Annotated in this window: 23 protein-coding genes and 4 pseudogenes; 15 read left to right on the top strand and 12 right to left on the bottom strand. The window is 69.4% G+C overall.

The genetic code is table 11. The features are described from left to right. The first annotated feature begins 379 nt into the window (after positions 1–379). The 4 genes and pseudogenes from ACIQ7Q_RS24910 to ACIQ7Q_RS24925 all read left to right on the top strand — a co-directional run. Entirely contained in the window at positions 380–1,609 is a 1,230-nt protein-coding gene (locus tag ACIQ7Q_RS24910) for an alpha/beta hydrolase domain-containing protein (protein WP_403866152.1), read from the top strand. A gap of 297 nt (positions 1,610–1,906) precedes the next feature. Then, complete coding sequence (locus ACIQ7Q_RS24915; RefSeq protein ID WP_403866155.1) at positions 1,907–3,301, top strand: Mucin-2; 1,395 nt, start codon at positions 1,907–1,909, stop codon at positions 3,299–3,301. A gap of 101 nt (positions 3,302–3,402) precedes the next feature. Next, a complete protein-coding gene (locus tag ACIQ7Q_RS24920) occupies positions 3,403–3,546 on the top strand; it encodes a hypothetical protein (RefSeq protein WP_403866539.1) in 144 nt (47 codons plus the stop codon). Positions 3,547–3,617: 71 nt separating this feature from the next. Beyond that, positions 3,618–4,379: pseudogene (locus ACIQ7Q_RS24925) on the top strand (IS5 family transposase); the annotation flags it as partial. 645 nt (positions 4,380–5,024) lie between these two features. Here the strand turns inward: ACIQ7Q_RS24925 and ACIQ7Q_RS24930 are convergent. Beyond that, complete coding sequence (locus ACIQ7Q_RS24930; RefSeq protein WP_403866158.1) at positions 5,025–5,222, bottom strand: hypothetical protein; 198 nt, start codon at positions 5,220–5,222, stop codon at positions 5,025–5,027. 250 nt (positions 5,223–5,472) lie between these two features. Between ACIQ7Q_RS24930 and ACIQ7Q_RS24935 the strand changes: the two genes are divergently transcribed. After that, complete coding sequence (locus ACIQ7Q_RS24935; RefSeq protein WP_403866161.1) at positions 5,473–6,360, top strand: SDR family oxidoreductase; 888 nt, start codon at positions 5,473–5,475, stop codon at positions 6,358–6,360. A 5-nt stretch (positions 6,361–6,365) separates the two neighbouring features. Here ACIQ7Q_RS24935 and ACIQ7Q_RS24940 read toward each other — a convergent pair. Continuing rightward, positions 6,366–6,689, bottom strand: a pseudogene (locus ACIQ7Q_RS24940) (hypothetical protein); the annotation flags it as partial. Here ACIQ7Q_RS24940 and ACIQ7Q_RS24945 point away from each other — a divergent pair. The 4 genes and pseudogenes from ACIQ7Q_RS24945 to ACIQ7Q_RS24960 all read left to right on the top strand — a co-directional run bounded on the left by ACIQ7Q_RS24945 (position 6,667) and on the right by ACIQ7Q_RS24960 (position 8,851). Next, positions 6,667–6,975, top strand: coding sequence for a hypothetical protein (locus tag ACIQ7Q_RS24945; protein WP_403866164.1), 309 nt, complete (start codon positions 6,667–6,669; stop codon positions 6,973–6,975). The pseudogene ACIQ7Q_RS24940 and the gene ACIQ7Q_RS24945 overlap by 23 nt on opposite strands. 2 nt (positions 6,976–6,977) lie before the next feature. After that, positions 6,978–7,199 carry a hypothetical protein gene (locus ACIQ7Q_RS24950; protein WP_403866167.1) on the top strand — a complete coding sequence of 74 codons (222 nt, stop codon included), beginning with the start codon at positions 6,978–6,980 and terminating at the stop codon, positions 7,197–7,199. A 146-nt stretch (positions 7,200–7,345) separates the two neighbouring features. Continuing rightward, positions 7,346–7,513: pseudogene (locus tag ACIQ7Q_RS24955) on the top strand (integrase core domain-containing protein); the annotation flags it as partial. 297 nt (positions 7,514–7,810) lie between these two features. Then, the gene (locus ACIQ7Q_RS24960; RefSeq protein WP_403866512.1) at positions 7,811–8,851 is read left to right on the top strand and encodes a vWA domain-containing protein; all 1,041 of its coding nucleotides are present in this window, start codon (positions 7,811–7,813) and stop codon (positions 8,849–8,851) included. Between the two features lie 18 nt (positions 8,852–8,869). Here the strand turns inward: ACIQ7Q_RS24960 and ACIQ7Q_RS24965 are convergent, their stop codons facing one another. Together ACIQ7Q_RS24965 and ACIQ7Q_RS24970 are read right to left on the bottom strand one after the other, a co-directional pair. After that, positions 8,870–9,646 carry a crotonase/enoyl-CoA hydratase family protein gene (locus tag ACIQ7Q_RS24965; RefSeq protein ID WP_403866170.1) on the bottom strand — a complete coding sequence of 259 codons (777 nt, stop codon included), beginning with the start codon at positions 9,644–9,646 and terminating at the stop codon, positions 8,870–8,872. A gap of 427 nt (positions 9,647–10,073) precedes the next feature. Then, positions 10,074–10,352: a hypothetical protein gene (locus tag ACIQ7Q_RS24970; RefSeq protein ID WP_403866173.1), complete on the bottom strand. Its 279-nt coding sequence runs from the start codon at positions 10,350–10,352 to the stop codon at positions 10,074–10,076. A gap of 184 nt (positions 10,353–10,536) precedes the next feature. Between ACIQ7Q_RS24970 and ACIQ7Q_RS24975 the strand changes: the two genes are divergently transcribed. Both ACIQ7Q_RS24975 and ACIQ7Q_RS24980 read left to right on the top strand, forming a co-directional pair. Further along, a complete protein-coding gene (locus ACIQ7Q_RS24975; protein WP_403866176.1) occupies positions 10,537–10,695 on the top strand; it encodes a hypothetical protein in 159 nt (52 codons plus the stop codon). Next, positions 10,692–11,246: a DUF1772 domain-containing protein gene (locus ACIQ7Q_RS24980; protein WP_403866179.1), complete on the top strand. Its 555-nt coding sequence runs from the start codon at positions 10,692–10,694 to the stop codon at positions 11,244–11,246. Before ACIQ7Q_RS24975 ends, ACIQ7Q_RS24980 begins: the two co-directional genes overlap by 4 nt. Positions 11,247–11,330: 84 nt before the next feature. On the opposite strand, the gene ACIQ7Q_RS24985 is transcribed toward ACIQ7Q_RS24980, so the two are convergent. Beyond that, positions 11,331–15,581 (bottom strand): HAD-IC family P-type ATPase, encoded by a 4,251-nt coding sequence (locus ACIQ7Q_RS24985; RefSeq protein WP_403866182.1) that lies wholly within the window; start codon positions 15,579–15,581, stop codon positions 11,331–11,333. A gap of 724 nt (positions 15,582–16,305) precedes the next feature. On the opposite strand from ACIQ7Q_RS24985, the gene ACIQ7Q_RS24990 reads away from it, so the two are divergent. Then, positions 16,306–16,719 (top strand): CBS domain-containing protein, encoded by a 414-nt coding sequence (locus tag ACIQ7Q_RS24990; RefSeq protein ID WP_403866515.1) that lies wholly within the window; start codon positions 16,306–16,308, stop codon positions 16,717–16,719. A 290-nt stretch (positions 16,720–17,009) separates the two neighbouring features. On the opposite strand, the gene ACIQ7Q_RS24995 is transcribed toward ACIQ7Q_RS24990, so the two are convergent. The 6 genes from ACIQ7Q_RS24995 to tnpA all read right to left on the bottom strand — a co-directional run bounded on the left by ACIQ7Q_RS24995 (position 17,010) and on the right by tnpA (position 22,050). Further along, positions 17,010–17,249, bottom strand: a complete 240-nt coding sequence (locus tag ACIQ7Q_RS24995) for a DUF3253 domain-containing protein (protein ID WP_403866185.1) — start codon at positions 17,247–17,249, stop codon at positions 17,010–17,012. A gap of 512 nt (positions 17,250–17,761) precedes the next feature. Beyond that, on the bottom strand, positions 17,762–18,376 hold the full coding sequence (locus ACIQ7Q_RS25000; protein WP_403866187.1) for an RraA family protein: 615 nt from the start codon (positions 18,374–18,376) through the stop codon (positions 17,762–17,764). A 375-nt stretch (positions 18,377–18,751) separates the two neighbouring features. Continuing rightward, positions 18,752–19,138: a VOC family protein gene (locus ACIQ7Q_RS25005; RefSeq protein ID WP_403866518.1), complete on the bottom strand. Its 387-nt coding sequence runs from the start codon at positions 19,136–19,138 to the stop codon at positions 18,752–18,754. Continuing rightward, on the bottom strand, positions 19,138–19,434 hold the full coding sequence (locus ACIQ7Q_RS25010; protein WP_403866190.1) for an ArsR/SmtB family transcription factor: 297 nt from the start codon (positions 19,432–19,434) through the stop codon (positions 19,138–19,140). Before ACIQ7Q_RS25010 ends, ACIQ7Q_RS25005 begins: the two co-directional genes overlap by 1 nt. Positions 19,435–19,802: 368 nt before the next feature. After that, positions 19,803–21,266, bottom strand: a complete 1,464-nt coding sequence (locus ACIQ7Q_RS25015; protein ID WP_403866193.1) for an MFS transporter — start codon at positions 21,264–21,266, stop codon at positions 19,803–19,805. Positions 21,267–21,624: 358 nt separating this feature from the next. Next, positions 21,625–22,050: an IS200/IS605 family transposase gene (gene tnpA / locus ACIQ7Q_RS25020; protein WP_403866196.1), complete on the bottom strand. Its 426-nt coding sequence runs from the start codon at positions 22,048–22,050 to the stop codon at positions 21,625–21,627. A 50-nt stretch (positions 22,051–22,100) separates the two neighbouring features. On the opposite strand from tnpA, the pseudogene ACIQ7Q_RS25025 reads away from it, so the two are divergent. Then, positions 22,101–22,692 (top strand): annotated as a pseudogene (locus tag ACIQ7Q_RS25025) (RNA-guided endonuclease InsQ/TnpB family protein). A gap of 79 nt (positions 22,693–22,771) precedes the next feature. On the opposite strand, the gene ACIQ7Q_RS25030 reads toward ACIQ7Q_RS25025, so the two are convergent. Continuing rightward, complete coding sequence (locus ACIQ7Q_RS25030; RefSeq protein WP_403866199.1) at positions 22,772–24,130, bottom strand: cytochrome P450; 1,359 nt, start codon at positions 24,128–24,130, stop codon at positions 22,772–22,774. A 214-nt stretch (positions 24,131–24,344) separates the two neighbouring features. On the opposite strand from ACIQ7Q_RS25030, the gene ACIQ7Q_RS25035 reads away from it, so the two are divergent. Further along, positions 24,345–24,485 (top strand): hypothetical protein, encoded by a 141-nt coding sequence (locus ACIQ7Q_RS25035; protein ID WP_403866202.1) that lies wholly within the window; start codon positions 24,345–24,347, stop codon positions 24,483–24,485. 125 nt (positions 24,486–24,610) lie between these two features. Continuing rightward, entirely contained in the window at positions 24,611–25,903 is a 1,293-nt protein-coding gene (locus ACIQ7Q_RS25040; RefSeq protein ID WP_403866205.1) for a cytochrome P450, read from the top strand. The last annotated feature ends 24 nt before the right edge of the window (positions 25,904–25,927 follow it).

The following is a 25,927-nucleotide window of genomic DNA, read 5'->3' on the forward strand; positions in this document are numbered from 1 at the left end:
CGAGGATCTCCGCTCCGGCCGGCCCGACGGCACCCCGTTCGCGCCGGGGTGTTCGTAAGCAACCAGAAGGCGAGGCGCGACCGGCTGGGTGAGGGAAACGGCTCCCTCCACTGGCCCCGCCGGAGGGCCGACGCAGGCGGCAAGTGATCGGCTGGCTCCAAGCGCCAGTGCACCGGACGAGTGCTCCCCGGCGCAGAAGGAGGAGCTCTCGATGTTCCGGTTGTGTTTCCGAGGCAAGGGCACGGCTCCGAGCCGGGGGCGAGCGCGTGTTCTCCGGGTGGGCGCGCTGCTGCTGGCGGCACTGACGCCGGCCCTTCCGGCTTCGGCCGCCCATGCGTTTCCCCCCACCTCCCCACCCGGCCAGGCTCCTCGCGGTGTCGTGAGCACGCCGCGGGGCGATGCCGAAGACCGGCTCGGCACTCCCGTGGTCACGCCTCTGGGTTCGTTCGGTGGAATCCGCTACGTGCAGTACGACGGCGTGTTCGAGGGCGAGACGTCGACCGGGCGGTTCCGCGTGCCCTACCGGATCAGCGCTCCGGCCGATCCACAGCGCAACAACGGCACCGTTGTGGTGGAGCCGCCGCACTTCGTGGTGGGGCTCGGCGCGTTGAATGTCTACCTGCGCAGGGACTTCCTGTTCCGCCAGGGATTCGTGCACGCCGGCGTCGGCTGGAGCACGCTCGGCAACCGCATCCTCGACCCGTCGGTGCCCGGCACGTTCATCGAGGGCGGATTCGAGGAGGCCGGCGAGAGGGTCGACGACGAGATCATCACCGACTTCGCCCGGGCGCTCTCCTCCCGCTCCTCCGACGCGCGCCCCCTGGTCGGCAAGGTGCACCGGCAGTACGTCACGGGCTTCTCCGACAGCTCGTATCCGCTCCTGCGCCTGGTCCGTTCCGGCCACGCCGAAGGCGCCTTCGACCTGGTGCTGCCCATCACCACGGAGGGCTTCGACCCCCAGGCCGACATCACCGCCGGCCGCTACAAGGGCAAGATCCTCATCGTAAATTCGGAAGCCGACGACGCGACGAACCTGACCGACCGGGGCGTCGCAAGCAAGCGGTACCGCTTCTACGTCGTCGCCGGAAGCCCGCACATTCCCGATCCGCTGGACGTGCCGCTGGACGTGCCGTTCCCTGTCAGGAGGTCCACACCGGCGAGCTTCGTGCCCGCGCTACGCGTGCACTTCCTGCAGGGCCACGACTGGGTTCGCAAGGGATCCCCGCCGCCGACGAGCACGCAGTTGCGCACCGAGGGCGACAGCATCGTCCGGGACGCCAACGGCAACGCGATCACCGAGGACCGCACCGGCCGGCTCGTGCCCCGGCTGCCGTTCGTCGAACTCGGCGAGGCACGGTACATCGCCGGCTTCATCGGCAGCTACGACACCGTGCGCACCGTGCAACAACTCGGCTTCAGCAGCCACCGTGCCTACACCAAGGCCTTCGCCGACAAACTCCGGGACTACCAAAGAGCCGGCTTCATCCTGCCGCAGGACGCCGCTGACATGCGCCGCCGCGCAAAGCTGTGCCCTCCGTCGACCTTCACCGAGACATACCGCGACCACTACACCCAGTTCGTCACCATCCAGCCCTGCACCGCCCGGTGACCCCCCACGGCACGGCCGACGGCATCAAGGCATGCGCCTGGCACTGCCTTTCTGTTGGGCTGGCGGCCTAGCACCTTCCACTCGATCGGCATCTGTGCTGGCCAAAGTCTCAAGGGCGGGTGGAACGGTGGCCGACAGATGTCGTGCATGGCAAGGACCCGATGTCACTCGGCATGGCCGGGTTTCCCGGTACCCGGACAGCGCAGACCCAGCCGGTGCCGTTCGGCGGTTCCTGACGGGCATACGGGAGATCATGGTCGCGGACCAATCGGGGAAGACACAGGGGGTAGGGGAATCATGGTGGCGTTCCACGCATCCGCGCTGGACGGAGTCGCCCGCAATTCGGCCCTGCCAACACCGCTGCTACTGCGCCTGCTCGCCTTCGACGGGGGCGGTGACCGTCCGCCCCGTGACGTCCTCCAGCGGGCCGGACTCCCCGAGCCGGCCGTCGTGGCGATCCTGGCCCACCCGAACCCGGGCGCCCGGATCGACTTCGCCATGAGCGCCAGGGCGGAGCCGGCACAGCGGGCCCGGCTCGCGGACGATCCTTCTCCCAACGTGCGGGCAGCTCTTGCGTACGGACCCGAGGTGTACGACCCGCGCACAAAGGTCGCGCCGCTCCCGGACGCCGTGTGCGTCCGCCTGCTCGACGACCCCGCCCCTTCTGTCCGGACGGCACTGCTGGACTCGCCCCATTTGGCGCCGTCGTTCGTGGCCTCGATGGCTACTCATAACAGTTCGGCAGCGCGCCGGGAAGCGGTGCGTGCATGGGAGATCCTGCCACCGGGCGAGCGGTCGGCGCTGCTGGCCGACCCTGATCCCGAGGTGCGGCGGGCCGCCGCGCTGTGGGAGTGCCGCCGGGACGCACACGTCACCACCGAACTCCTCTGCCATCCGAAGTCCGCCGCCGATGCGCTGCGCCGAGGGCTCCTCGTCCGCGCCGACGCCGAGCGGTGCGTCGCCGAGCGGACGCACCTGGCGGCCCTCGCCGAGAACCCGTCGTTGCCCGCCGACCTCGTGGAGCGGCTCGCCGTCGACCCCGACGAGGCCGTACGGCTCGCGGTCTCCCTCAGGCCCGAGCTGGACGAGACACGGCGCATGGCGATCGACTTCACGGTCGGGGACTTCGACCGGCGCGACGGCGTGCAGTGGGTACGGGACGGGCTCGCCGACCCCAAGGTGCTGCGTCGGGCCGCGACCTCCGCCCACCCGCTGCTACGGCGCGCCGCCGCCCAGAGCCCCCACCTGCCGCCCGACCTGCTGCGCCTACTCGCACGCGTCGAGGACCCGGTGGTGGAGAACCGCCTGGGTATTCACCACCCCGACACCCCGGAGGAGGTCCTGATGCGTGTGTACGCGAGGCTCGGAGGGACGTTCTCCGCCTGGATGGCGGAGACACACCCCCACTTTCCCCGCGAGGGCCTCGCCGCGCGCTACGCGGACCACCCGGACGGGAACTACCGTCGGCTGGCCGTCCGGGACCCGGCCGCCACGCCCGCGCTGATCGAACGGCTCAGCCATGACCCCGCGGTCTGGACGCGCCAGGCGGCGGTCGGCGACCCGCGCCTCCCGCTCCACCGGCTCCGCGAGGCGCTCCATGTCCCCGAATTGGCTTCCAGCGCGGGCGCCAACCCGGCGCTCCCCGAGGACGAGATGGCCGCCGTCCTGGACCGGGCCGGTGTTCCTGCCTGACCGCTGAGCAGAACCGCCTTGCTCGCACCCCAAAGCGAAAGCCGCGATCCACCGCCCAGTCCTACGCGGTTGATAACTGGGTTCGCAGGTCAGCGCGGGCGGTGAGGGGTGCTGTTGAGCTGGGTCATCAACTCTCGGTCAGCGGCTCGGGATGCCTGGAGGTCTTCTTCGCGTTCGGAGAGCTGGTCGCGGAGTTCGGCGACCTGTTGTTCAAGGTGGTCGATCTTCCGCTGGAGGGTGTCTGAGTCGGTGGGAGCGCCGAGGCCAGTGGCGCGCCAGGCGTCTTGGCCAAAGGCTTCGGACAGGCGTTGAGACCGGCGGGCACCCGGAGAAGTGGCCACGGCGGGAGATCGTCGACGGCATCCGCTACGTCGTCGACAACGGCGCGAAGTGGCGTGCTCTGCCTGAGGATTTCCCTCCATGGGAGACGGTTTACGGGTTTTTCTGGAGGTGGAACCGGACCGGGGTGGTCGCCTAAATCCGTGATCAGCTCCGCCGGAGGATCCGCACCGGCAAGGGCCGTTGCCCGCACCCGGTGACGCTGATCGTGGACTCCCAGTCGGTCAAGGGCGCCTCCACCGTCGGCCGCAACAGCCGTGGCTACGACGCCGCGAAAAAGATCAACGGCCGAAAACGACATATCACCGTGGACACGCTCGGCCTGCCCGTGGTGATCACGGTGACGCCCGCCGACATCCAGGACCGCGACGCCGCCCGCGACGTGTTCTGGCGGCTGCGTCTCACCCAGCCGCAGATCACCCAGGTCTGGGCCGACCGCGGCTACGCCGGCGAACTCGTGGACTGGGCCCGCGAACGCCTCTGGCTCACCCTGCGCATCGTCTCCCGGCCCAAGGGCACCAAGGGCTTCGTCGTCCTGCCCCGCCGCTGGAAAGTCGAGCGGACGATCGGCTGGTGCATGAACGCCCGCCGTAACGCACGCGACTACGAACGTCTGCCCCAGCACTCCGAAGACCACCTGAACTGGGCACTCATCACCATGATGACCCGACGCCTCACCCGCAAAAGCCCCCGAACGAGCCAGTGGACGAGGAAGACTCTTCGCGCAGCCGGGGCTGCGGCCTGACTCCGACGAGCGCGTCACCCAGCCAGCGGACGGCCAGCGCGGTGTGGTGGTTCTCCCACGACACGCGCCGGTCGCCGCCGTCGACCGCCTCAGGCTCAGCCACCGAGAGGTCCGCGGATGAGGTTGACGGTGAGATTCGTTTCAGTGTCGCTGACAAGGACGGCGGAGATGAAGCCTTGGGCTGTGCGGTAGTCCCCCGTACCACCGGTGATCGCGAAAGTGATCGGGCCGGGGCCGGCGTTGGTGATGGTGAACCGGCCTTCTCAACCTGCCGCAGACCGGGCACTCCGCCTGGTCGCCCCTCTGTATCGCGATGACTCGCTGGCGGGTCTGCTGAAGCCTCCGCCACCGCCGTGACCTGCACCGTCCTGAGCAGAACACCGCTTCCGCGGCCATCGTCTGCGGCAGCGGATCACCGCAGCCGCGAGTACTGCCGCCTCTTCGGTGCCCCGCCCGGCCAGGATGCCGCCCACCTGCACAGTACGGCTGCGTCCTAGAGGTGCCCCGTCGATCGACGGGGCGCGCTTGACATGGCGGGAGGGTGGGAACTGACCTGCTGGGCAGGCGGTCGTCGAAGGCAGGCGCACACTCAAGCCCGCACCCGCACGACCGATGCGCTCCGGCGCTGTTTGGCCGCGATCAGTGCATCGCCAGGCGGTTGATCCATCCGTAGCGTTCGGCGAGGTCGGCATCGAAGTCGGCCGCCGTCAGCACGGCTTCGAGCGCCCGGCCCCGGCCCAGCAGACGGGTGAGGCGCTGGATCGCGCCCGCGCCGGGCGGGGTGCCGCCGACTTCGGGTTGGCCCAGGACAGTGTTCTCCCGGGAGGCGAAACGCATGTCGCAGGCGAGGAGGAACTCACTACCGGCCCCGTGCTCGGCCGCGCAGTTTGGCGACAGTGACGGCCGGGATCTCGTTGAGCTTGCGGAACAGCATCCCCAGGGAGGCGTCGCCCGACCTCCGGCTTTCGCGGCTTCAGCGGTGTACTCGGGTGGGGTGTACGTGCACGCCTCGTTGTACCCGTTTGCACCCACCGGCGGGGCATCGGAGGCTGGGCGGGAATGTCCGTACGGAAGGAAGGCGTGAGTCATGCCCGAGCAGAACGAGGCAAGGGACCCCGGGGCCAAGCACCCGGAACCGGACTTCCCCCACCAGGAGCAGCAGCACCCGGGCTGGACCGGACCCATGGATCCGCCTCCCGACCACGGCGAGGAAAGCTACCGCGGCAGCGGGCTGCTGGGCGGGCTGAAGGCCGTCCTGACCGGCGGCGACTCCGGGATCGGCCGGGCGGTCGCCCTCGCCTTCGCCCGTGAGGGCGCCGATGTCCTGTTCACCCACCTGCCGGAGGAGGAGGAAGAGGCCGGGCAGACGCGCTCGCTGATCGAGGACGCCGGACGCAAAGCGGTCTCCCTGGCCTGCGACATCCGCGAAGAGGAGCAGTGCCGGAAGGTGGTGGACCGCGCGGTCGCCGAGTTCGAGCGGATCGACATCCTGGTGAACAACGCCGCATACCAGATGTCGCAACCGGACGGTATCGGCGCGATCAGCACGGAGCAGTTCGACCGCGTCATGCGTACCAACCTGTACGGCATGTTCTGGCTGACGAAGATGGCTCTCCCCCACATGCCGAGGGGCGGTTGTGTCATCAATTCGACGTCGGTGCAGGCCTACAAGCCCAGTCCGCACCTCCTCGACTACGCCATGACGAAGGGTGCCATCGTCACCTTCACCCAGGGGCTCGCGCAGATGATGGCGTCCGACGGAATCCGCGTCAACGCAGTCGCACCCGGGCCCGTGTGGACGCCGCTGATTCCCGCCACCATGCCGGACACGGCCGAATTCGGGAAGCAGTCGCCGCTCGGCCGTCCCGCCCAGCCGGCGGAAATGGCTCCCGCCTATGTGTTCCTCGCCTCTCCGCAGGCGAGCTACATCACAGCCGAGATCGTCAACGCGACGGGCGGGACACCCCTGCCCTGAAATATTCATGCAATGAACTCCCTTGCCCCGTGCCTGGCTTGAGTCGCCTCTGGCGCTCGGGTGCGGGGCTTCGGCATTTGGGCCTTTCCGTTACCGGACACCCGCGTACGCCCCGACCACGGCAGCCGGTCGCCGGTTCGATCGCATCCTTCCGCCTTGGCGGCCAGGATTGCGAGGAACACCCCCCATCCGGCATCGGCGATCGAGCGGTTGAGCCCGGCCTTCGCAGCGGACCCGTTGGGCAGGAAGCTGCCCGGCTGTTCAGGGTCCGGTCTCGACGCCGGGGCCTTGCTCATGTTGCGGATCTTGAGGTCCTCGTACGCAGTCACCGGTGTGCTGGCGGTCGGCATCGCGGCGTACCTGGCCGCCGTCTATCTCACCCGTGACGCTCAGCGCACCGGCGACGAGGTACTCACCGCGCTGTTCCGGCGGCGTGCGCTGGGCACCGGCGTGGTCGTCGGAGTGCTGTCGGCCGTCGGTCTGTTCGTGCTGCACGCCGATGCGCGTCCCCTGTTCGACGAGCTGACGTCCGGGGCCGCGCTGCCGTTCACGGTGCTGTGGGTGGCGGCCGGTGTGCTGTCCCTGCTGCTCCTGCCTGGGGCCGCTGGTACCTGACGGTGCGTCTCACCGCGGCGCTCGCTGTGACCGGACTGCTGTGGGGCTGGGGAATCGGCCAATACCCCCAGCTGCTGCCGGGCTTGAACCTCGACGAGGCGGCCGCGACGGACACGGTGCTCGCCGCCAGTCTGGGCGCGCTGGCCGTCGGTGCCGTGCTCCTGCTGCCTTCGCTGTGGTGGCTGTACACCACATTCCAGCGCGACCCTGCGCGATACGAGTGACACCACAACCGGGTACATGCACCAAGACGCCATAACCCGGTACTTCGGCGGGAGTCGATGGTGTGGCGCCCGTACATAAGGCGGCAGGCAGGTCGTTCGGGGAGCGGCTGGATGTCGCACTGCGTGTCGGTCATGACTCTCTCTTCAACCGCACCCTGCTCGACGAATGGGTCTACCTGCGGCCCTGCACCAGCAACACCGAACGCACCGCAGCCCAGGCAGACTTCCTGCACACCTACAACCACCACCGATGTCACACCGCACTCGGCGGCCACCCGCCGATCAGCCGCGTGAACAACCCTGCGGGTCGATACGCCTGGCACCGAGGCCCGAGGTCACGCGCTGAGGGCGGCCCCCTTGGGGAGCCGCCCTCAGGGGTGCCGGGACCCGGCCGGAGAGGAGGCGGTGGGCGGGAGGACGGCCGGCCTCGCTCGCGAACTTCCCGCGGGGGCAGTGGACCGCCGACGCCAGCAGATAGTGCCCGGGGCTCGTGCTGCGTCCCGTCTGCGCCCTGGGCGGCTGGGCTTGTCATCGAGCCCGGGAGCCAAGATCGATTGTCAGTGGTGGGTGAGACGGTAGGAGCATCGAGTTCGGAAAGAGGGGGAGCTGTCATGTCCGGAAACCAGAACTACATCAATCACGTTGCTCTTGTGCTGGATGCCAGTTCGTCCATGTCGCACCTGAGCCGCAAGGTCGTCGAAGTCGCCGACCAGCAGATCGCGTACCTTGCCCGCCGATCGAGGGAACTGGACCAGGAAACCCGTGTCACCGTGTACGTCTTCGCGGACAAGGTGGAGTGCGTCATCTACGACAAGGACGTGCTGCGGATGCCGTCGCTGAAGCAGCTGTATCGGGTCGGTGGAATGACGGCTCTGCTGGCGGCCGCACTGAAGTCACAGCGTGAGCTGGCACAGACGGCTCAACTGTACGGCGACCACAGCTTTCTGACGTTCGTACTCACCGACGGTCAGGAGAACGCAAGCCACCGCTGCCCGGATGCCCCTGCCAGGAATCCGCGTGAACTGGTGGAGGCTGTCGCCAAGATGACCGAGACACAGGGGGACAACTGGACACTGGCCGTCCTTGTGCCGGACCAGATGGGCAAGCGCGAGGCCATGCAGTGCGGTTTCCCGAAGGACAACATCGCCATCTGGGACGCCACGAGCACACAGGGGCTGGAGGAGGCCGGGCAGGTCATCCGGCAGGCCACCGAGAAGTTCATGGTGGGCCGCACCCAGGGCATCCGGGGGTCGCGGGCGGTGTTCTCCACGGGCGCGGAGGCGGTCAACAAGGAAACCATCAAGGCGGCCGGCCTTGCCCCGGTGAATCCGTCGGAGTATCAGCTGCTCCCGGTGAGTCGTGACGCGGCGATCCGGGACTGGGTCGTCGAGTGCGGGCATACCTACCGTGCCGGTGGTGCGTTCTACCAGCTGAGCAAGTCGGAGAAGATTCAGGCGCAGAAGCAGATTGCGGTGCTGGAGAAAAAGACGGACCGGGTGTACACGGGGCCGGAGGCCCGAGCCCTGCTCGGCCTGCCGGACGTGGAAATACGCATCAAGCCGGACCACAACGACGGCTTCACGATCTTCGTGCAGAGCACCAGCGTGAACCGGAAGCTCGTACCGAACACGCGGCTGCTGCTTATGCTCTGACGCCTTGAAATGTCCGGTTCAGTCCGAGAACGATCCGTGGCGGCCGGCGCCGTGTGTGAACCGGTCGGCACCGGAGCGGGTCTCGCCCGCGGTGAGCGGGACGATGCCGTGCCGGTACTCGGCGGCGAGGGCGTCCGGCTCGCTCAGACCGTGCTGCTCGCGGACGGAGAGTCGGTCGTGGCGCAGACAGAGCTGGGGGAACCCGGCGATCTCACGGGCCAGTTGCTCCGCTGCTGCGCGGGCACCGCCGGCCGGGACGAGGCGGTTGGCGAGCCCCATGTCGTAGGCCTCGCGCGCGGGGACGGGCCGGCCTGTGAGGATCATGTCCATGGCGCGGCTCTCGCCGATCAGCCGCGGCAGGCGCACGGTGCCGCCGTCGATCAGCGGTACGCCCCAGCGGCGGCAGAACACCCCGAAGACCGCGTCCTCTTCGGCGACCCGCAGGTCGCACCAGATCGCCAGCTCCAGCCCGCCCGCCACCGCATGGCCGGAGACCGCGGCGATCACCGGCTTGCTCAGCCGCATCCGGGTCGGTCCCATCGGACCGTCGCCGCCGGCCTGCACCGTGTTGCCGCGCTCGGTGCCGATGCCCTTGAGGTCGGCGCCGGCGCAGAAGGTGCCGCCCTCGCCCCACAGCACGGCGACGGCCGCGTCCTTGTCCGCCTCGAACTCCCGGAAGGCATCGGCGAGCAGCAGGGCCGTGGGTCCGTCGACGGCGTTGCGTACTTCCGGACGCCCGAGGATCACCGTGAGCACGGGGCCGTCGCGCTCGGTCCGTACGGCGGGCGTGGGCATGGGCGGCACGATAGACGCCCCACGTACAGGCCGTCCAGACTGTTTGTTTGCTCCTGCTGGGTACTCTCCCGCCATGCCCGCCGCACCGGCCACCCGAGGCACCGAGCGGCAACGCCGGGAGGAGACGCGGCAGCGGCTCCTCGACGCCACGGTCGGCTGCCTGGTCGAGTACGGCTTCAGGAGCTTCGCAGGGTGGTCGTGCCCAGTCCCCAGGGGCTGCCTGGCTGAGTCCGGTGTCCAACTGGCCGTGTGCCGAGTGCGGGAGGTCCGTCGTCGCCGGGCTTCGGAAGGCCGGGGAAGGTGGGGTGAGCGCCAGTCGGCGGGTGTTCCCCCGACGTCGCCCCAAGGCCTGTTCGCGATGTGTGAACAGGCCTTGGGCGGGTGGGGCATTTTCGTTCGGCTCACGCGGGCTCTTGCCCGCTCCAGGTCACGGCTTGTTCGGGCGTTCGTCCTTGGAGGCGGAGTCGGCCGGGGCGGCGGTCGTGTCGGCCACGGTGACAGTGTCCCTGCAGCTGGTTCGATCGCGGATTCCTGTCCCGGAGTGGTCGACGCCGTCGGCGCTGCTGTCGTACGTGCAACTGCGGGCCACCGTGTCGGCAAACGTGCGGGCAGGTGGGGGCGGGTGTCTCAGCGACGTACGGCCCAGGGGGCCGCAGGAGTTCCTTGATCTGCCGGCGGCAGCTTGGGCCGGTGCCACGTCGGGCATCGTCGAGATGCTGCTCCAGAGAGCCGCCACGGCGTCATCGAGATCCTGCCGGCCTGCCGGAGCGCTCGGCCGGCAGCGCGGACGCTGATTTCGACACGCGGCTGCCACGAGGGAAAACGATTCTCCATCCGGCGGGTGAGTTTGACTTCTCGGGGTCGGATTTCCCTGCTGGAAGGATGCTGCCGTGGACGCTGTGCAGGCCCGGGCCGAGGTGGTGGCCGAGGAGATCCTGGCCGTATGGGACCGTTCCCCGGATTCGGAGGGGCTGCAGAGCGCCACCGTGTCGCCGTGGCAGGTTCTCCCGCTGGAGAGTACGCAGAGCACACAGGTTCCGGCGTCATGACCGGCCGGCAGCGCCCCGGGAGCGGCGCGCTGAGGACCGGCATCCTGATGGCGGCCACCATGACGACCGGACTGACGGCGGGCGTCTTCGCGGACTGGTCGAACGCGGTCATGCCCGGCCTCAGCAGTGTCGACGACCGCACCTTCGTCGCGGCCTTCCGAGCGCTCGATGCGTCGATCACCAGTCCGCTGTTCCTCGGGGTGGGGTTCATGGGCGCGCTGCTGTTGACGGCGCTGTCTGCCGTTCTCCATCTCCGCGCGGAGCAGCGGCCGGTGCTGATGTGGGTCGGGGCGGCACTGGTGTGTTCCCTGGTGGTGTTCGTGATCACGTTCGGCGTCCATGAGCCCCTCAACGAGCAACTCAGGACGGCCGGAGAGCCGGACAGCAACGCCGGTTTCGCGGCGGTGCGCGCCCAGCTCGACGAAGCGAGGTGGACCGCATGGAACACCGTTCGTGCTGTGGCGTCGACGATCGCGTTCGGCTGTCTCGCCTGGGCACTTGCGATCCATCGTCAGCCCGGCCCGATCGCCGGCCGACGAGCGGAGGGGTGACCACAGGGCGCTACCGACCCTCGGCTACTTCCATCGGCTGCCGAAGTCGAGCCTCTCGCTCTCCGGTCATTCGTCTTTCTCTGGTCATTCGTCGCCGTGCGGCGCAGGGCGCAAGGTGATCAGCGGCGGGAGGAAGTGGCCGAGGAGGGTCGCGGTGGTGATCGCGCCCAGGGTGATCCCCCAGGCGACGGGACCGAGCGGGGTGCAGCCGAAGAATTGGCTGATGCCGGGTGTCTGGATGATGGCGACAAGGACGGCCGCGGAGCCGAGTCCGGCCACGAGGACGTTGCGGTCTGTACCGCCGGCGGTGAGGGTCTGGGCCAGTTGGGTGCCGACCACGGCAGCCAGGGAGACGGTGGAAGCCCGGCGGCCGCGGCCCGTGAGCCGGGCCGCGGCCCACGCGAGTCCGGCGCCGATGGCGGTGACACTGCCGCGCAGCAGCATCTCCTGGGTCAGTGCGGTGCCCAGTGAGCGGTGGGGGCCCTCCGCGAGGAGGCGCTCTCCGGTCTGGCCCGATGGTTCGCGCACCGCGATGGCGAGGGAGGGGGCGAGGTCGGTGAGGAGGTTCACGAGCATGATCTGGCGAGCGTTCAGCGGAGTGGTGCCGGTGATTGCGGAGGTGAGGACGCTGAAGGTGACTTCGCCGAGGTTTCCGCCGATGAGGATGGCGAGCGCCGCGCGGACTGAGGTCCACATGGCGCGGCCTTCCATGAGGGCGGCCACGATGGTCTCGAGCCGGTCATCCGTGACGACGAGGTCCGCGGCCGCGGTCGCGGCCGGGGTGCCGCGGCGTCCGAGTGCGATACCGACGTCGGCGAGGCGGATGGCGGGGGCGTCGTTGGCTCCGTCACCGGTCATGGCCACGACCCGGCCGATGCGCTGGTAGGCCTGGACGATCCTGACCTTGTGACTGGGGCTGCAGCGGGCGATGACATCGACGGTGGGCAGCAGTTCGTCCAGGGCGGCATCGTCCAGTTCGTCGATTTCCGGGCCGGTGCACACGGTGGGCTGTGCGACGTTCTCGCTGATCGTGGAGGCGATGGCGTCGGCGGTGGCCGGGTGGTCACCGGTGAGCATGACGGTGTGCACGCCGGCCTCGCGCAGTCGGGCCGTCGCGGGCGCGGCGCTGTCGCGTACGGGGTCGGCCAGTGTCAGGAAGCCGAGGAAGACGAGGCCCTGGACGGTCTCATCGGCGAGCTCCTCCGCGGGGTCGATGCGGCGTTCGGCCACGGCCAGGACCCTTCGGCCCGCTGCCGCGAGTTCCTCTGCTGCCCTGGCGAGGGTGTTCCTGGCTGCGTCGTCCAGAGCGACCGCACCGTCCGCCCGTCGGCGCCGGCCGCAACGGTCGATGACGTTCTCCGGCGCTCCCTTGACGCTGAGCAGCATGCCGCCGCTGGTGTGGCCGACGGTGGCGTGGTAGGCCCGGGCCGGCTCGAAGGGGAGGGCGTCTGTGCGTCGCCACCGTGCAGCGCCGGTGCGGGTGGTGACGTTCGCGCGGCGTGCGCCGTCGACGATTGCCCGGTCGGTCTGGTGGGCCATCGGTTCGGCCTGGCGGGCAGGTGGTGTGGCGCGCAGCGCGGCGGCGAGGATTTCCTTGCGGCGGGTGTCGAGCCGGTCGAGGGCGGCGGTGCTGTCGCCGTCGCTGACGCCGGTCAGTTCCAGGGTTCCTTCGGTCAGGGTGCCGGTCTTGTCGAAGCAGAGGATGTCGGCGCGGCCGAGCGCCTCGATGGTGCGGGGGTTGCGTACGAGGGCGCCCACGTCGGCCAGGCGGCGTGCGGCGGCCAGTTGGGCGGCGTTGACCAGGAAGGGCAGTCCCTCGGGGACAGAGGCGACAGCCAGGTTGACGGCTGAGGCGAGATTGTCCGTCAGGGGCCGGCCGTGCAGCAGGCCGGAGAGGGCGACCGCGACGGCGGACCCCAGGGCGATGGGCATGCTGGCGCGGGTCAGCGAGGACAGCCGGGCCTCGACGCCTGTTTCCGGTGCGGCCTGGCGTGCGGTGGCGAGACTGCGCCCGGCTTCCGTGGCCGAGCCGGTCGCCACGACGACGGCGACGGCCCGGCCGGAGGAGATGGTGGTGCCCTCGTAGAGCATCGACCGGCGATCCGTGAGGTGTGCGGCGACCACGGGTGCCGGGTCCTTGCTCACGGCCAGGGACTCCCCGGTGAGGGAGGATTCGTCGACCTCGAGCCCTTCGGCCTCCAGGAGGCGGCAGTCCGCGGGCACCACGTCCTCGGAACGCAGAGCTACGACGTCACCGGGGACCAGGTCGCCTGAGGTGACCAGGTGTTCCCGGCCCTCGCGCCGCACACGCGCCCCGATGGCCGACTGGGCGAAGAGCTCGGCGAGCGCGTGATCGGTCCTCACCCGCTGGGCGCCTCCGACCAGTGCGGAGACACCGGTGATGACGGCCACCAGAGCGGCGTCGGTCCGGGACCCCACAGCCGCGGCGAGAGCGGCACCCGCGGCAAGAATCGGTGTGAGGGGATTGGACAGCTCCTCGACGAACGCGTACGGCAGAGTCAGCTTCGCCGGCTCCCCGGTGTGCGCTTCGGCACTGCGAGAAGCCGCCTCCTGCGGGGTGAGGCCGTCTGGGCGGGTACGCAGCCGCTCCATGACGCGATCGGCGGGCATGAGGTGCCAGGGGACGCTGGTCACCGGCGGCGTGAGAGGCCGGCTCAGCAGCTGCCGGGCGCGCCAGGCGCCCAGACAGAAGGCCATGGCACCGGCCGTGTTGCTCACCGCCATCACCCGCGCGGTCGCTCGCCGGGCGGGTGCCTGCAGCGCGGCGACCGCGCCGACCCCGCTGCCGCCGGCGGCCAGGTGGTGGCTGTCCCGGTCCACCACTGCGGCTGCCCCCACCGCGTCGACGATCAGACCGGCCGCCTCAAGATCCGCCCCGACCAGTACGTGCGCTCCCCAGGGCGTGTGCTCCTCCTCGCGGTGCACACCGATGGCGCAGTCCGCTGCGCCCAGCGCCGGGCGGTTGCCGGAGACCAGCAGAACAACTGCCCCGTCCGCCTGCAGGTCCCGCACCGATGCTGCGAGGTGCTCGCCCGCCGGAACCACGGCATCGGCGAACGTGAGGCCGGGTCTTTCACGGTCCGATGCCACCACCACTCGTGCTCCGGCCCGTCGCGCTGCCGCGGCCACGGCCTCGGCTCCGGGAGCCGACTGGGTACTGAGTCCCGCCACCGCCAGGAGCCGATGGCCCCGGGCCAGTCCGAGGAACTTCTCGGCGCCGCGCCGCCGCAGCCGTTTCGCCGCCTTGCGGCCGGTCCGCCCTTTCAGGTTCAGCTCGTCCAGCGGTCCCAGCGCCCAGCCGCCGGCGCGTTGGAGGGACAGAGGCGTATCGGAGTCGAAGAGCGCAAAGAGCCGCTCGGACACCTGCTCGGGATCTGCGCCCTCGAACAGCTCCAGATCCACCGGCTCGTATCGGTCGCCCCGCAGGGCCTGTTCGTCGAGGAGGATCGTGTCCACCTGACCCAGGCGCCGGAGTGCCGTGCGGTCCATCGTCACGACGCCGCGCAGGGCCAGGTGCCGTCCCAGACTCGTGGCGAAGCCCTCACGTCCCGCGCCGGGTGCCTTCGGCACCGAGGCCACAGCCACCGCGATCGCCTTGCGGACGCCGGCGAACGGCAACGTGGCTGCACCGGCCGCGAGACCGGCCGCCATCGAACGCACCGCGTACCGGTCGGCGGCATCGCGCTGAGTGGGCCCGGGCCGGTGCGCTGTGACCGCATCGGCCGAGGCTTCTTCCGGGCTGCGGACAAGGTTCGTCTCGCGCTCGCACCACGCGGTGCCTTCCGCGCTCGCCTCCCGCCACACCGCCAGACGCTGCAGCACGTCCAGGGCAAGCCCCCCGCCGCCCGTGGCCACGCCCTGCACGAGCGCGGCGACAACCGGCAGCAGCGAGTCGGCATGCTCGTTCGGGCCGACGTCCTCGATCAGGTGCCGAAGCCGGGGATGGGAACGAACCGCGTCGATGCCGCCGGCGATCTCCGGCGGCAGCCCGAACCAGGGAGCGAGGCGCCGGAGCGTCACCAGAGCCAGCCCCAGCGTGTCCGCGACCAGAGCCGGCACCGCCGGGAACGGCTGGCCCTCCGCCGGATGATGCGGCTCCGGCTGCCACGCGTCGTACGCGGCCGCATCCGCGGCATGATCGCCCTCGGCCTGCTCCACCAGCGCGACCAGCTCGTTCTGCGGCGGGGCAGGCGAACCGACCGCGATGATCACCCGTTCCATGGGCGCGTTCACTCGCGCCCACAGCACTCCCGGATGCCCTTCCAGCGCCTGCTCCACCCGGCGAGCGACGCGCTCGCCTGCGGGGCCGTGCACACCAAAGACCCTGATGTAACACCGCCCGGCCGTCCACGACACCTCACGGCCGGGCCCCTGCAAGAGACTGCCCGCCGCCTCCCGGACAACCCGGACACCGGCCGTGGTCCGGGAGGCAACGCCGGAGATGATCGAATGCAGGAAAGGGGGGATTCCGAGGCCGGAGGCCTGCTCCGATGGCATGAAGCGTGCCCCCTCATGTCAGAGCGGTCGGTTCGGGTCAACCTACAGAGGCAGTCTGATCGAAACTCATGAAAGCGGCGATATCGGATAGACCTATTGATAAGGGTCTAAGGTCCATGACCGAACAGGTGAGGTGATAGCCGTGACCTCCACACCCCGGACCCACTTCCCGTCCAGCACCGGAACCGCTGCCCCGGGCGAGCGCCTGGCCCCGCCCCCTTCCGAAGCCACCACCCCATCTCCGTCGGCAGCCAAGCACCGCACGGTCACCCTGACCATGCCCTCCGCCGGAGAGATAGCCGGCGGGGCACTCAACGCCGCCCTGCACCCGGTCGCCGTCGCCCGACAGGTCCTGCCTGCCAAGAAGGGCCTCCCGCTCTACCTGGGTCTGGGAGCCCTCGCAGCCGCAGAAGTCCTGGAATGGCCGGTAGCCGCCGGCATCGGACTCGGTTACGCCGTCCTGCGCCGCGACGGCGGCGTTCTCGGTGAGCCGCCCGCCGCCGCACGCCCCACCGCCAGGGCCGAGGCGGAGAAGACCTCCATGACCACCGCCCGCGAGATCATGACTCCGGACGCCACCTGTATCGGCGCCAACGAAACCGCCCTGGAGGCGGCGAAGAAAATGACCGAACTCGGCGTCGGGGCCTTGCCCATCTGCGGCACCGACGAGAAGCTCAAGGGCATGCTCACCGACCGCGACATCGTCGTGAAGGTCCTCGGAGCAGGCAAAAACCCTGCACAGGTGAAAGCCGGGGACCTCGCCCAGGGCGAAGCAGTGACCATCGGCGCCGACGACGACGCGGAAGAGATCCTGCGAACCATGAGCCACCACAAGGTCCGCCGCCTTCCCGTCATCGACGGCCACATCCTGGTCGGCATCGTCACCCAGGCCGACGTGGCCCGCGCCTTGCCCGACCCCAAGGTCGGCGACCTCCTCGAAGCCATCAGCGCCTGAGCGAGCACCCCGGCGGGCACACTGCGGGGCGCACGCATCCTCGACTCCGACGGTGTTCCGGCGAAGGACATGAACTACACGGCCGAGGCCCCGGCCGTGGCGGGATCCGGCGTGCGCTGTCCGTTCACATGGCCGAACCGCGCTACTGCTTGAGGCGGTTGCTGCATCGTTCGACCGTGTTGCGCTGCGTGTGTGCCTCGGCATCGAACGCGGGCGGGCGATCGCCGGCGCTGACGCAGCCTGGCGCCGGTCCGGGCGGTGCCGCGCCTTGGGGGCGTCCCTGTGGTGTGTCAGCGGGTGCGGCGGATGCGGATCGGGCCGCGGGTCTTTGTCGGTTCGACGGGGCGGCCGGCCTGGGTGATGTCCACCTCGCCTGCCGTGACCAGCCGCCGGGCTGCGCGGCGGGCCGGTTCCATGAGCGCGCGCCAGCCGTCGTCGTCCCCTGTGTACACCGCCCGCGCGGCGTCGGAGGGGCAGATCGTCGCGGTCGGGCCACGACGATCCAGCAGCTCCAGGATGGCCCGTTCCAAGCGCCGGTCCGTCTGCCGTTCGTGTCTGTCACTCCGCCAGTGTCACACCGGCGATGGCGAGAGCCAGGACGCCGGCCACAGCGCCGATGCCCCGGACCGGGGCCAGGCCGGGAGCGTGCGCTCCCCGATCGTCGACTACCGCCTGGCCAGCGACGAGTACGTCGTCAAAGGCGCGGCATTGCGCAACTTTGTACGCGTCTTCGCCGTCACCGGCAGCAGCAACTGTTCGTCGCCCGCCCCGCTCCAGTCGGCCTGGCGGCCACCGCGACCACCATGTGCGTCATCCCCCCGAACGACGCCAGTCACGGCGTTTGCCGGTGGCCCTATTGCGCGCGCCGAACCTCGGGGCGTTCTGCTCGTTTGTCCCGCGGCGCGCCTCTTGGCTTCCGTGCGACGAGCAAGACACCAACGCAAGAACGCAAAGCAGCGACGTACCCCAAGGCGTTCAGCGTCCCGGGGGGCGTCGCTGAAGGGGTTCGTCAGAAGGGGCGTTGTGCCCGGCCGGGGTTCGGTCAGCCGGTGAAGCCTTGGTCACTCAACGCCTTCTCGATGCGGGCGCGGTGGTCCGCCTCCCAGGCGTCGAGAGACTGCTCGGCCTCCTTGGCGAGCTTCGCCTGAGCGGCCTCGAGAATCTCCTCCTGGCGGGCGGCGGGGGCGACGACGATGCCTTCCTCGTCGGCGACCACGATGTCGCCGGGGTGCACCAGCACACCGCCGACGCGGGCCGGCTCACCATGCGCGCCGAGCTTCTTCTTGGTGCCGGGGATGGGGATGACGCCGCGCGAGAAGACCGGGAAGCCGGCCTCGCGCACCTCGCCGAGGTCGCGTATGACACCGTCGACCACGAAGGCCGCCACGCCCCGACGCTGGGCGACGGCGCACACGTTGCCGCCGGCCAGCGCGTAGTCCACGTCGCCCGACTCCACGACGATGACCGAGCCCGGCTCGGCGCGGTAGATCGCGGCGTGCAGCATCAGGTTGTCGCCGGGCTCGCACCGTACGGTGTACGCGGGTCCGGCGACGCGCGGCGAGTCCCACAGCGGGCGGATGCCGATGTCCATGACCTGCGCGCGGCCCAGCAGGTCGGCGAGGGTGGTGGGGGGAACATCCTTGAAAGCGTTGTCCATTACTTCCTCTGTTCCTGTGCGCGGTGGGACGGTCGGCGGCCATCGGCCGCGTCCTTCTCCCGGCTGTAGAAGTGATGTTGCCAGGTGGCGCCACCGTCGGAAATCGACAGTGCGCTCCCTTCGTCGCCGACAATCCATGACCTCGGTGAGGATCCGCACGTCACAGGGACATCCCCGTGCCGATGGTGCCGACCTCTCCCAGGTCGTACCGGCGTCGTGCGGGGTCATGGCGGTGTTTGCTACGGCCGACCACACAGCCGAGCCGGCGTCGGGCGAAAAGTGCACGACGGTGAAGTTCTGCCGGGTGGTGCTCTCACGGCGCTCCTGCACGCGGCGGTAAGCAGCTGGCTTTGCGGTGTTCTGGCCGGCAGGGGGTTACTTCATGGTGGCGATCTGGATCAGGTTTCCGCAGGTGTCGTCGAAGACGGCGGTGACCACCGGCCCCAGGTCGGTGGCGTCCTGGGTGAACTCGACGCCCAGCCCCTTGAGCCGTTCGACCTCGGTGTGTACGTCGTCGACGGCGAACTGGGTGAACGGGATGCCGTCGGCGACCAGGGCGCTCTTGAACGGGCCCGCCGCCGGGTGGCCGTCCGGCTCCAGCAGCAGTTCGACACCGTCCGGGTCGGCAGGGGACACCACGGTGAGCCAGCGGGCGTCGCCGGTGGGCACGTCGGTCTTCTTGATGAACCCCAGCTTCTCGGTGTAGAAGGCGAGCGCTTTGGCCTGGTCGTCGACGAACACGCTGGTGAGATTGATGCGGATCACGGTTTCGGTTCCTCTTGGTCGAAGGGCCACCGCTCGACGATCGAACGCAGCGGGCTCGTGTCGATGTGGTGGAATTTGTACCGGCCCTGTCGCCGGGCGTGCACCAGGCCGGTCTGTTCGAGTACGGCGAGGTGCTGGGAGATGGCCTGGCGTGAGGAGGCGAGGCCGTGCTTCATGGTCAGCCGGCCGCAGATCTCGAACAGCGTCTGGCCGTCCTTGTCGGTCAGCTCGTCCAGGATGATGCGTCGCGTCGCGTCTCCGATGGCTTTGAACAGGTCGGGGTCTGAGGTCATGGAACCCCGTTATAGGCAAGTGGGCACTTGCCTGTCAAGGAAGTGCCCCGCGGTGCTGTGCCTGCGGCCATGGCTCACCGGCTGACGTCCGGATCGTGGAGGTCGGGCGGGATCAGTCGGCCGCGCCGGGGCGTCGCGCACGGTTCCGGTGCTGTTCTTCGGCGACAACTGCGGGGGCGGGACCGGTTCGTCTTCGTGCTCACGCCCGGGCGTGCGGACATCTTCGTCCGGGCCCCGAGACCGATGTTCTGCGGTGGGCTGCGGGGCAGTTGGAGGATTGCCTGCACCGTTCCCCGCGAGTGACGACGACTGGTGGCGCCGGCCGCGCGAGGCATCGCCGCATTGGCAAGCAGCGTTCGCGAACGCCGTCAGCAACGGCGGGTCTGGTAGGGCACGGGGGTGGGCACCGGTTCGGTCGGTGTCGGGCAGCGGGCCAGGGCGACGAGCATCGTCAGCGCGATCCCGCCTGCGACGACGAACAAGGTCGTGCTGATCCCGTCGGCGGTGGCGATGCGAAGTTGTTCGCCGGAGAGGTCGTCGAAACCGGCCGTCGCGACCAGAACGAGGACGGCGAGTCCGACAGCAGCGCCCACGCCCGAGCCGGTGGACGCGATACCTGAGGCGATCCCCTGGTCGCGGTCGGGGATTCCGGTGGCGGCGGCGATGAACATGGCGGTGAAGACAATGCCGTCACCGATACTGAGCGCCACGAGGCCGGGGATCAGTTCGGCGTACGCGCCGTGCGGCGAGATCGCGAGGCCGAGCCCTACCGCACCGAGCGCACCGACGGCGAGGGCGGCGATCAGCGTGCCCCGGAGACCGAACCGCGTCAGCAGATGGCCTGCCGTCGTCGAGCCTGCGACCACCACTGCCGTGGGGATGAGAAAGCCGGCGCCGGTCTGCAAGGCGTCGTAGCCCAGGGTCTCCTGGAAGTAGACGGACAGGAAGTAGAGCACTGAGCCGAAGGTCGCCATGAACATGAACGCAATGGTGACGCCGGTGATGAGGTTGCGGTTGGCGAGCAGCCGGGGCGGCATGAGCGGGTCGTCGCTGCGCCGCTCGACGACGGCGAAGACTCCGATCAGCAGCACGCCCGCAACCGCGCTGACGAGGATGCCGGGCGCGAGCCAGCCCCATCCGGGGCCCTGCACCAGAGCGAACACGATCAACGTGACGCCCAGGGTGACGCTGAGCGCACCGGGCAGATCGAACGTGCGGCGCCTCTCCCGCTCGCCGTCCGGGGGGATCAGCACGAAGGCAAGCAGCAGCGCTGGTCCCGCCAGGACGACGTTGACCAGGAACACCGCTTCCCAGCCGAACGCCCGCGTCAGAAGGCCGCCGAGCAGCACACCGATCACGAGTCCCGCAGCGCCGGCACCGCCCCAGATCCCCAACGCGCGATTGCGCATCCGGCCTTCCGCGAAGGTGGTGTTGATGAGGGCCAAGGTGGTGGGGAAGACGAGGGCCCCGCCGAGACCTTGGACGGCCCGGGCGGCGAGCAGCATCTCGGGCCCGGTCGCGAGTCCACCCGCGAGCGCTGCGGCCGCATAGAGGCCGAGGCCGGTGGCCAGGATGCGGCGGCGTCCGAGCAGATCGCCCGCGCGGCCGCCGAACAGCAGGAAGCCGGCCGAGACCACGGCGTAGGCGATGATGACCGACTGGAGCGTCTGCGCCGAGTACCCGAGGTCGCGTGCGATGTCGGGCAGCGCCACGACCACGATGTACTGGTCGAGCGAGACGATCAGCATGGCGAAGGACAGCAGCACCAGTGTCGCGGTGTCGCGGTTCCACCCCAGACCGTCTGGCGCGGACGACGTCTCGATGGGGCGCAACGGCAGCACTCCTGGTGATCGGTCAGGTCTGCGCATACGGTCTGCGGGGCGTTCAGCCAAAGCAGACGCTCGCCAGGACCCTATACAGCCGGCTGTCGCCGTCCCGTCATCAACACCCGGGATTGCCGCAGGGGCAGTCGGCCGCTCCCGGGCGGGCCACGCCGAGTACCGCCGCTTCCGTGCCCACCCCGTCCAACCCTGTTGATGTCAGCCATGGATGTCCTCGCGTACGCAGATCGGAGCCGGGACATCCATCCCTCTTCTTCGGAGGGAATCCCCGCCTTCAGGCGGGGAGGGAATCTGATCCTGGGCCCGGAAGTGCGGAGCGCCGGAGTTCTGTGCCTCTTCGTGGTCACGGTCAGGTAGGCCGTTTCTGGTTCTCGATGTAGTCCTTCACCGCTTGAAGTGGTGTGCCGCCGCATGATCCGGCGAAGTAGGAGCCGGACCAGAAGCGGCCGTGCAGGGTGGCGTGGTTGACGCGGCCGGTGAACTCGGCGCGCAGGTACCGCGAGCTGACGCCCTTGAGGCTGTTGACCAGGCTGGAGAGAGCGACTTTCGGCGGGTGGTGCACGAGCAGGTGGACGTGGTCTTCTTCGCCGTTGAACTCGATCAGGTCCGCTCCGAAGTCGGTGCACACGTTTCGCATGATCTCTTCGCAGCGTGTCAGCATCTCGTCGTTGAAGACGTTGCGGTATTTGGTGACGAACACCAAGTGCGCGTGAAGGTTGTAGACTACGTGACGGCCGCGCCGTATATCGGGGTTTGGTTCCCAGCGTGGTGACATGCACCAAGTCTAGTGCGGTCGGCGGAATCGACGCGGAGGGGGTGGGCTGGATGATCCGTGCGTACACGTTCCTCATGCGGCCCACCGTGGGCCAGGCGATCGCGCTCGGCGAGATGCTGCGCGATCACTGCTCGCTCTACAACGGCGCCCTGCAGGAACGCCGCGACGCCTACCGACACCTCTCCAAGACCACCGTCCGCTACGGGGACCAGTCGGCTCAGCTCAAAAGAGATTCGGGCGTTCGACCCGGAGCGTCAGGGCCGATGGTCGTTCAGCTCGCAGCAGGCGACGCTCAGGCGTCTGGACAAGGCGTTCGCCGCGTTCTTCCGTCGCGTCAAGGCCGGGGAGAAGCCGGCCGCGTCCAAGGCCGGGCTGAACCGCTCGATCGCTGATGCCGGTTGGGGGGTGTTCCTCGCGATCCTGAACGCCAAGGCTGAAAGCGCCGGGCGAGAAGTAATCGCTGTGGACCCCCGCAACACCTCCCGGCGGTGCCCCGCATGCGGGCACACCGTCAAGGAGAACCGGCCCACACAGGAGAAGTTCCACTGCGTCGCCTGCGGCCACCACGCCCACGCGGACACCGTGGGCGCCCTGAACGTTCTACGGGCCGGGCTGGTCCGTCGCGAAGCCCAACCGGCATAGCGAGCAGCCACCCCCTTCAGGGGGAGGAGGAGTCACGTCGGCAGTCGGTACAGGGAGAGAAGAGCACCGCCGCAGTGGTTCAGCGGCGGCGGGGCTGCACCGTCATGGGGATGCTGTCTGCGTGCGCCACGGCCGAGGCGACTTCCTTGGGGGTGTGGCCGGCAGCGGGGGTGAGTTTCCATTGTGAGAGCACGGTGGCGATGGCGATGGTTGCCTCGGTCCAGACGAATTGGTCTCCGATGCATTTGCGGTTGCCGGCGCCGAAGGGCATGTAGGCCTGGCGGTCGATGCTGGTGCGGCGCTCGGGCAGCCACCGGTCGGGGTCGAAGCTGTCGGCGTTCTCGTACAGGCCGGGATCGCGGTGCAGGGCGTAGAGGCTGAAGGCGATCTCGGTGCCTGCGGGGAAGGTGTGATCGCCGAGCTGCACCGGTGTCGTGGTGCGGCGCATCAGGAGAGTGACGCCGTGCAGGCGGATCACTTCGTCCAGAACCCGGCGGATGCCCTCGAGTTGGGGGACGTCGTTGATGGTCACGGGACGGTCGCCTACGACCTTGTCGACCTCGTCGACCAGTTGTTTCTCGATGTCGGGGCTGCCTGCGAGTTCGTGGAAGGTCCAGGCGAGTGTGGCTGCGGTGGTTTCGGCGCCGGCGAAGAGGATGGTGCTCAGTTCGTCGCGGACCTCGACGTCGCTCAAGCCTTGACCGCTTTCGGTGTCCTGGGCGGCCAGGAGGAGGGACAGCAGGTCGGTGTGGCCGGTGTGTCCCGTGCGGCGCGAGGTGGTGATGACGGTATCGATGACGGAGCGCAGGGCGGTCGCCGCGGCGTCGAAGTCCCGGTTCGCGCGGATGGGAAGGCGGTCCAGGAACTTGGGCGAGGCTGCCCGTATGAGGAGGTTCTTCAGCAGGACTGGCAGGTTCTTGCGCACGGCCTCGACCGCTGGGAGCCCGATGTCGGTGGAGAACATCGTGGAGGCAAGGGTTTCGATGGCGTACTCGGCCATGGCCTGCTCCAGGTCGACCACCTGGCCGGGAGTCCAGGAATCGGCCATGGACCGTGCGTTGCGGCTCATCATGTCCGAGTAGCCGGCGATGCGGTCCTTGGAGAACATGGGCTGCAGCATCCGTCGGTGCCGTCGGTGGATGTCGCCGTCGGAGTTCGCCAGCCCGTTGCCGGCGAGCGGGCGCAGCCGGTCGAAGAAGCGGCCCTTCTCGAAGCTGCGCACCTGGCCCACGAGGATCTCGTGCACCAGCTTTGCGGAGGTCACGACGTACATCGGCATGGTGCCGAGGTCGACACGGACGATGTCGCCGTGCCGGCGGAGGGAGGTCAAGAATCCGAGCGGGTCACGCCACAGACCCCATGCGTGCCCGAGGAGCGGCACCGCGCCAGGGGCTCGCGGGACGGTGTGTGCTCCGGTCGATTGCAGCGCAACTGCCATGGGGCTTCCTTAGCTCGTGTCGTGATGGCGACCGCCGGCCGCCGGGGGAATCTCACCATCCGTATGTGATTTGCGCGAGACCACCTCGGGTGCTTCAACCGCCTGCGGTGGTTGTGCAGTTCGGTGACGGACCGCCTCCATGGCGGTCGGGAGGCACGGATATGCTGCACGCGCTCCTGCTTCCTGATCGTGCGCGAGGGGACACGCATCTTCCGTGTGCATCTCATGTGGCGAGGTCGCGGGCCGTCGGCGCGAGGGCGGACTGGAGTACTTGATGATGATCACGCCGTCGGCCTGCACGGGCCTGACCGTCGCTCTCCGCATGTCCACGTATCGCTTCCTGGAGGCCTCGTGACCACCCCCTTCTCACAACCGGCCGGCTCGCCTACGGCCGCCGTCCCCCCGCCGCAGTGCCCAGCGCACGGCGGAGGGCTCGGACCGCGGCGCATCTACGGACCGGAGGCCGACGCGCCGTACGCCTTGTACGAGAAGCTGCGCCGGGAGAACGGCCAGGTCGCACCCGTCCTGCTGCCCGGCGATGTACCTGCCTGGTTCGTGCTCGGGCACCGCGAGAATCTTGAGGTCATGCGCACCCCGTCGCTGTGGTCGTGCGACTCGCGCATATGGAACGTTCAGCTGTCCGCCGATTCGCCGCTGCTGCCGATCACAGCCTGGCAGCCGCTGCTCGTTTTCGCCGATGGGGAGGAGCATGCGCGGCTGCGGGCCGCGGTGACCGACAGCCTGGCCCGGTTCAACAGGCATGGTGTGCGCCGCTACGTCGTCCGCTACACCAACCAGCTTGTCGACTCGTTCGCCAGCGTGGGCCGGGTGGATCTGGTGGCCGACTTCGCCGAGAAGCTGCCGATCCTGGTGCTCGCGCGGCAGTTCGGCGCCTTGGACGAAGACGCGCTGCCGCTCGGCGCGGCAGTGCGCGACATGGTCAAGGGCACGGAGACCGCGCTGCAGAGCAACCAGTATGTCGTGAGCGTCATGTCGGAGCTGGTGAAGCGGAAGAAGGACAAGCCTGGCGACGACTTCGCCAGTTGGCTACTGAGTCATGAGTCAGAGCTCACGGACGATGAGGTCATGGAGCATCTGCGGCACGCGATTGTCGCCGCGCACGAGAACACGACCAACCTGGTCGCGAACACGTTGAAGATGCTGCTGACCGACCGGCGTTTCCGCGCGAGTTTGTCCGGCGGCTCGATGACGCTGCCTGATGCCCTGGACCAGGTGATGTGGGATGCGCCGCCGCTTGCGGTGGGTGCGTGCCGGTGGGCGCGGCGCGACACCCGGCTCGGCGACCAGGAGATCAGGGCAGGCGACATGGTGATGCTCGGCCTCGCGGCCGGCAACGTCGACCCCCAGATCCGGCCTGAGCTGTCTACCCCTGTGCACGGCAATCGCTCGCACCTCGCCTTCAGCGGCGGGCCCCACGAATGCCCGGGCCAGGACATCGGCCGGGCCATCGCCGACACCGGCATCGACACCCTGCTGGCTCGGTTGCCCGACATCCAGCTCGACGGCAGCAGCGGCGAGCTGCAGGTGACGTCCTCCTTGGTCTCCAGTCGTCTGAACAGCCTGCCCTCCCGTTTCACGCCCCGTTCGACGGTACGCAAGGACACGGTTGCTGCTGCGGCAGCGGCCAACGGAGCCCAGCCGCTTCCTGCGGCCGCACCGGCGCCTGCGGCCGGGTCGGACGCAGTGGCACCCCATGCCCGCACCGCGAAAGCGTCGTGGTGGAGCGGTCTCTTCGGCCGGCGCAGGCGCTGACCTGCGTGCTGCGGTCGAGCGGGT

This window comes from Streptomyces sp. NPDC096176 (genome assembly GCF_044763255.1).
Taxonomy (GTDB): domain Bacteria; phylum Actinomycetota; class Actinomycetes; order Streptomycetales; family Streptomycetaceae; genus Streptomyces.

Excerpts from the sequence above, each read along its gene's own strand:
- ACIQ7Q_RS24915 (WP_403866155.1), top strand. The coding sequence starts at position 1,907 with ATGGTGGCGTTCCACGCATCCGCGCTGGACGGAGTCGCCCGCAATTCG.
- ACIQ7Q_RS24930 (WP_403866158.1), bottom strand. The coding sequence starts at position 5,222 with ATGCGTTTCGCCTCCCGGGAGAACACTGTCCTGGGCCAACCCGAAGTC.
- ACIQ7Q_RS24935 (WP_403866161.1), top strand. The coding sequence starts at position 5,473 with ATGCCCGAGCAGAACGAGGCAAGGGACCCCGGGGCCAAGCACCCGGAA.
- ACIQ7Q_RS24960 (WP_403866512.1), top strand. The coding sequence starts at position 7,811 with ATGTCCGGAAACCAGAACTACATCAATCACGTTGCTCTTGTGCTGGAT.
- ACIQ7Q_RS24965 (WP_403866170.1), bottom strand. The coding sequence starts at position 9,646 with ATGCCCACGCCCGCCGTACGGACCGAGCGCGACGGCCCCGTGCTCACG.
- ACIQ7Q_RS24970 (WP_403866173.1), bottom strand. The coding sequence starts at position 10,352 with ATGCCCGACGTGGCACCGGCCCAAGCTGCCGCCGGCAGATCAAGGAAC.
- ACIQ7Q_RS24980 (WP_403866179.1), top strand. The coding sequence starts at position 10,692 with ATGACCGGCCGGCAGCGCCCCGGGAGCGGCGCGCTGAGGACCGGCATC.
- ACIQ7Q_RS24990 (WP_403866515.1), top strand. The coding sequence starts at position 16,306 with ATGACCACCGCCCGCGAGATCATGACTCCGGACGCCACCTGTATCGGC.
- ACIQ7Q_RS25000 (WP_403866187.1), bottom strand. The coding sequence starts at position 18,376 with ATGGACAACGCTTTCAAGGATGTTCCCCCCACCACCCTCGCCGACCTG.
- ACIQ7Q_RS25010 (WP_403866190.1), bottom strand. The coding sequence starts at position 19,434 with ATGACCTCAGACCCCGACCTGTTCAAAGCCATCGGAGACGCGACGCGA.
- tnpA (WP_403866196.1), bottom strand. The coding sequence starts at position 22,050 with ATGTCACCACGCTGGGAACCAAACCCCGATATACGGCGCGGCCGTCAC.
- ACIQ7Q_RS25030 (WP_403866199.1), bottom strand. The coding sequence starts at position 24,130 with ATGGCAGTTGCGCTGCAATCGACCGGAGCACACACCGTCCCGCGAGCC.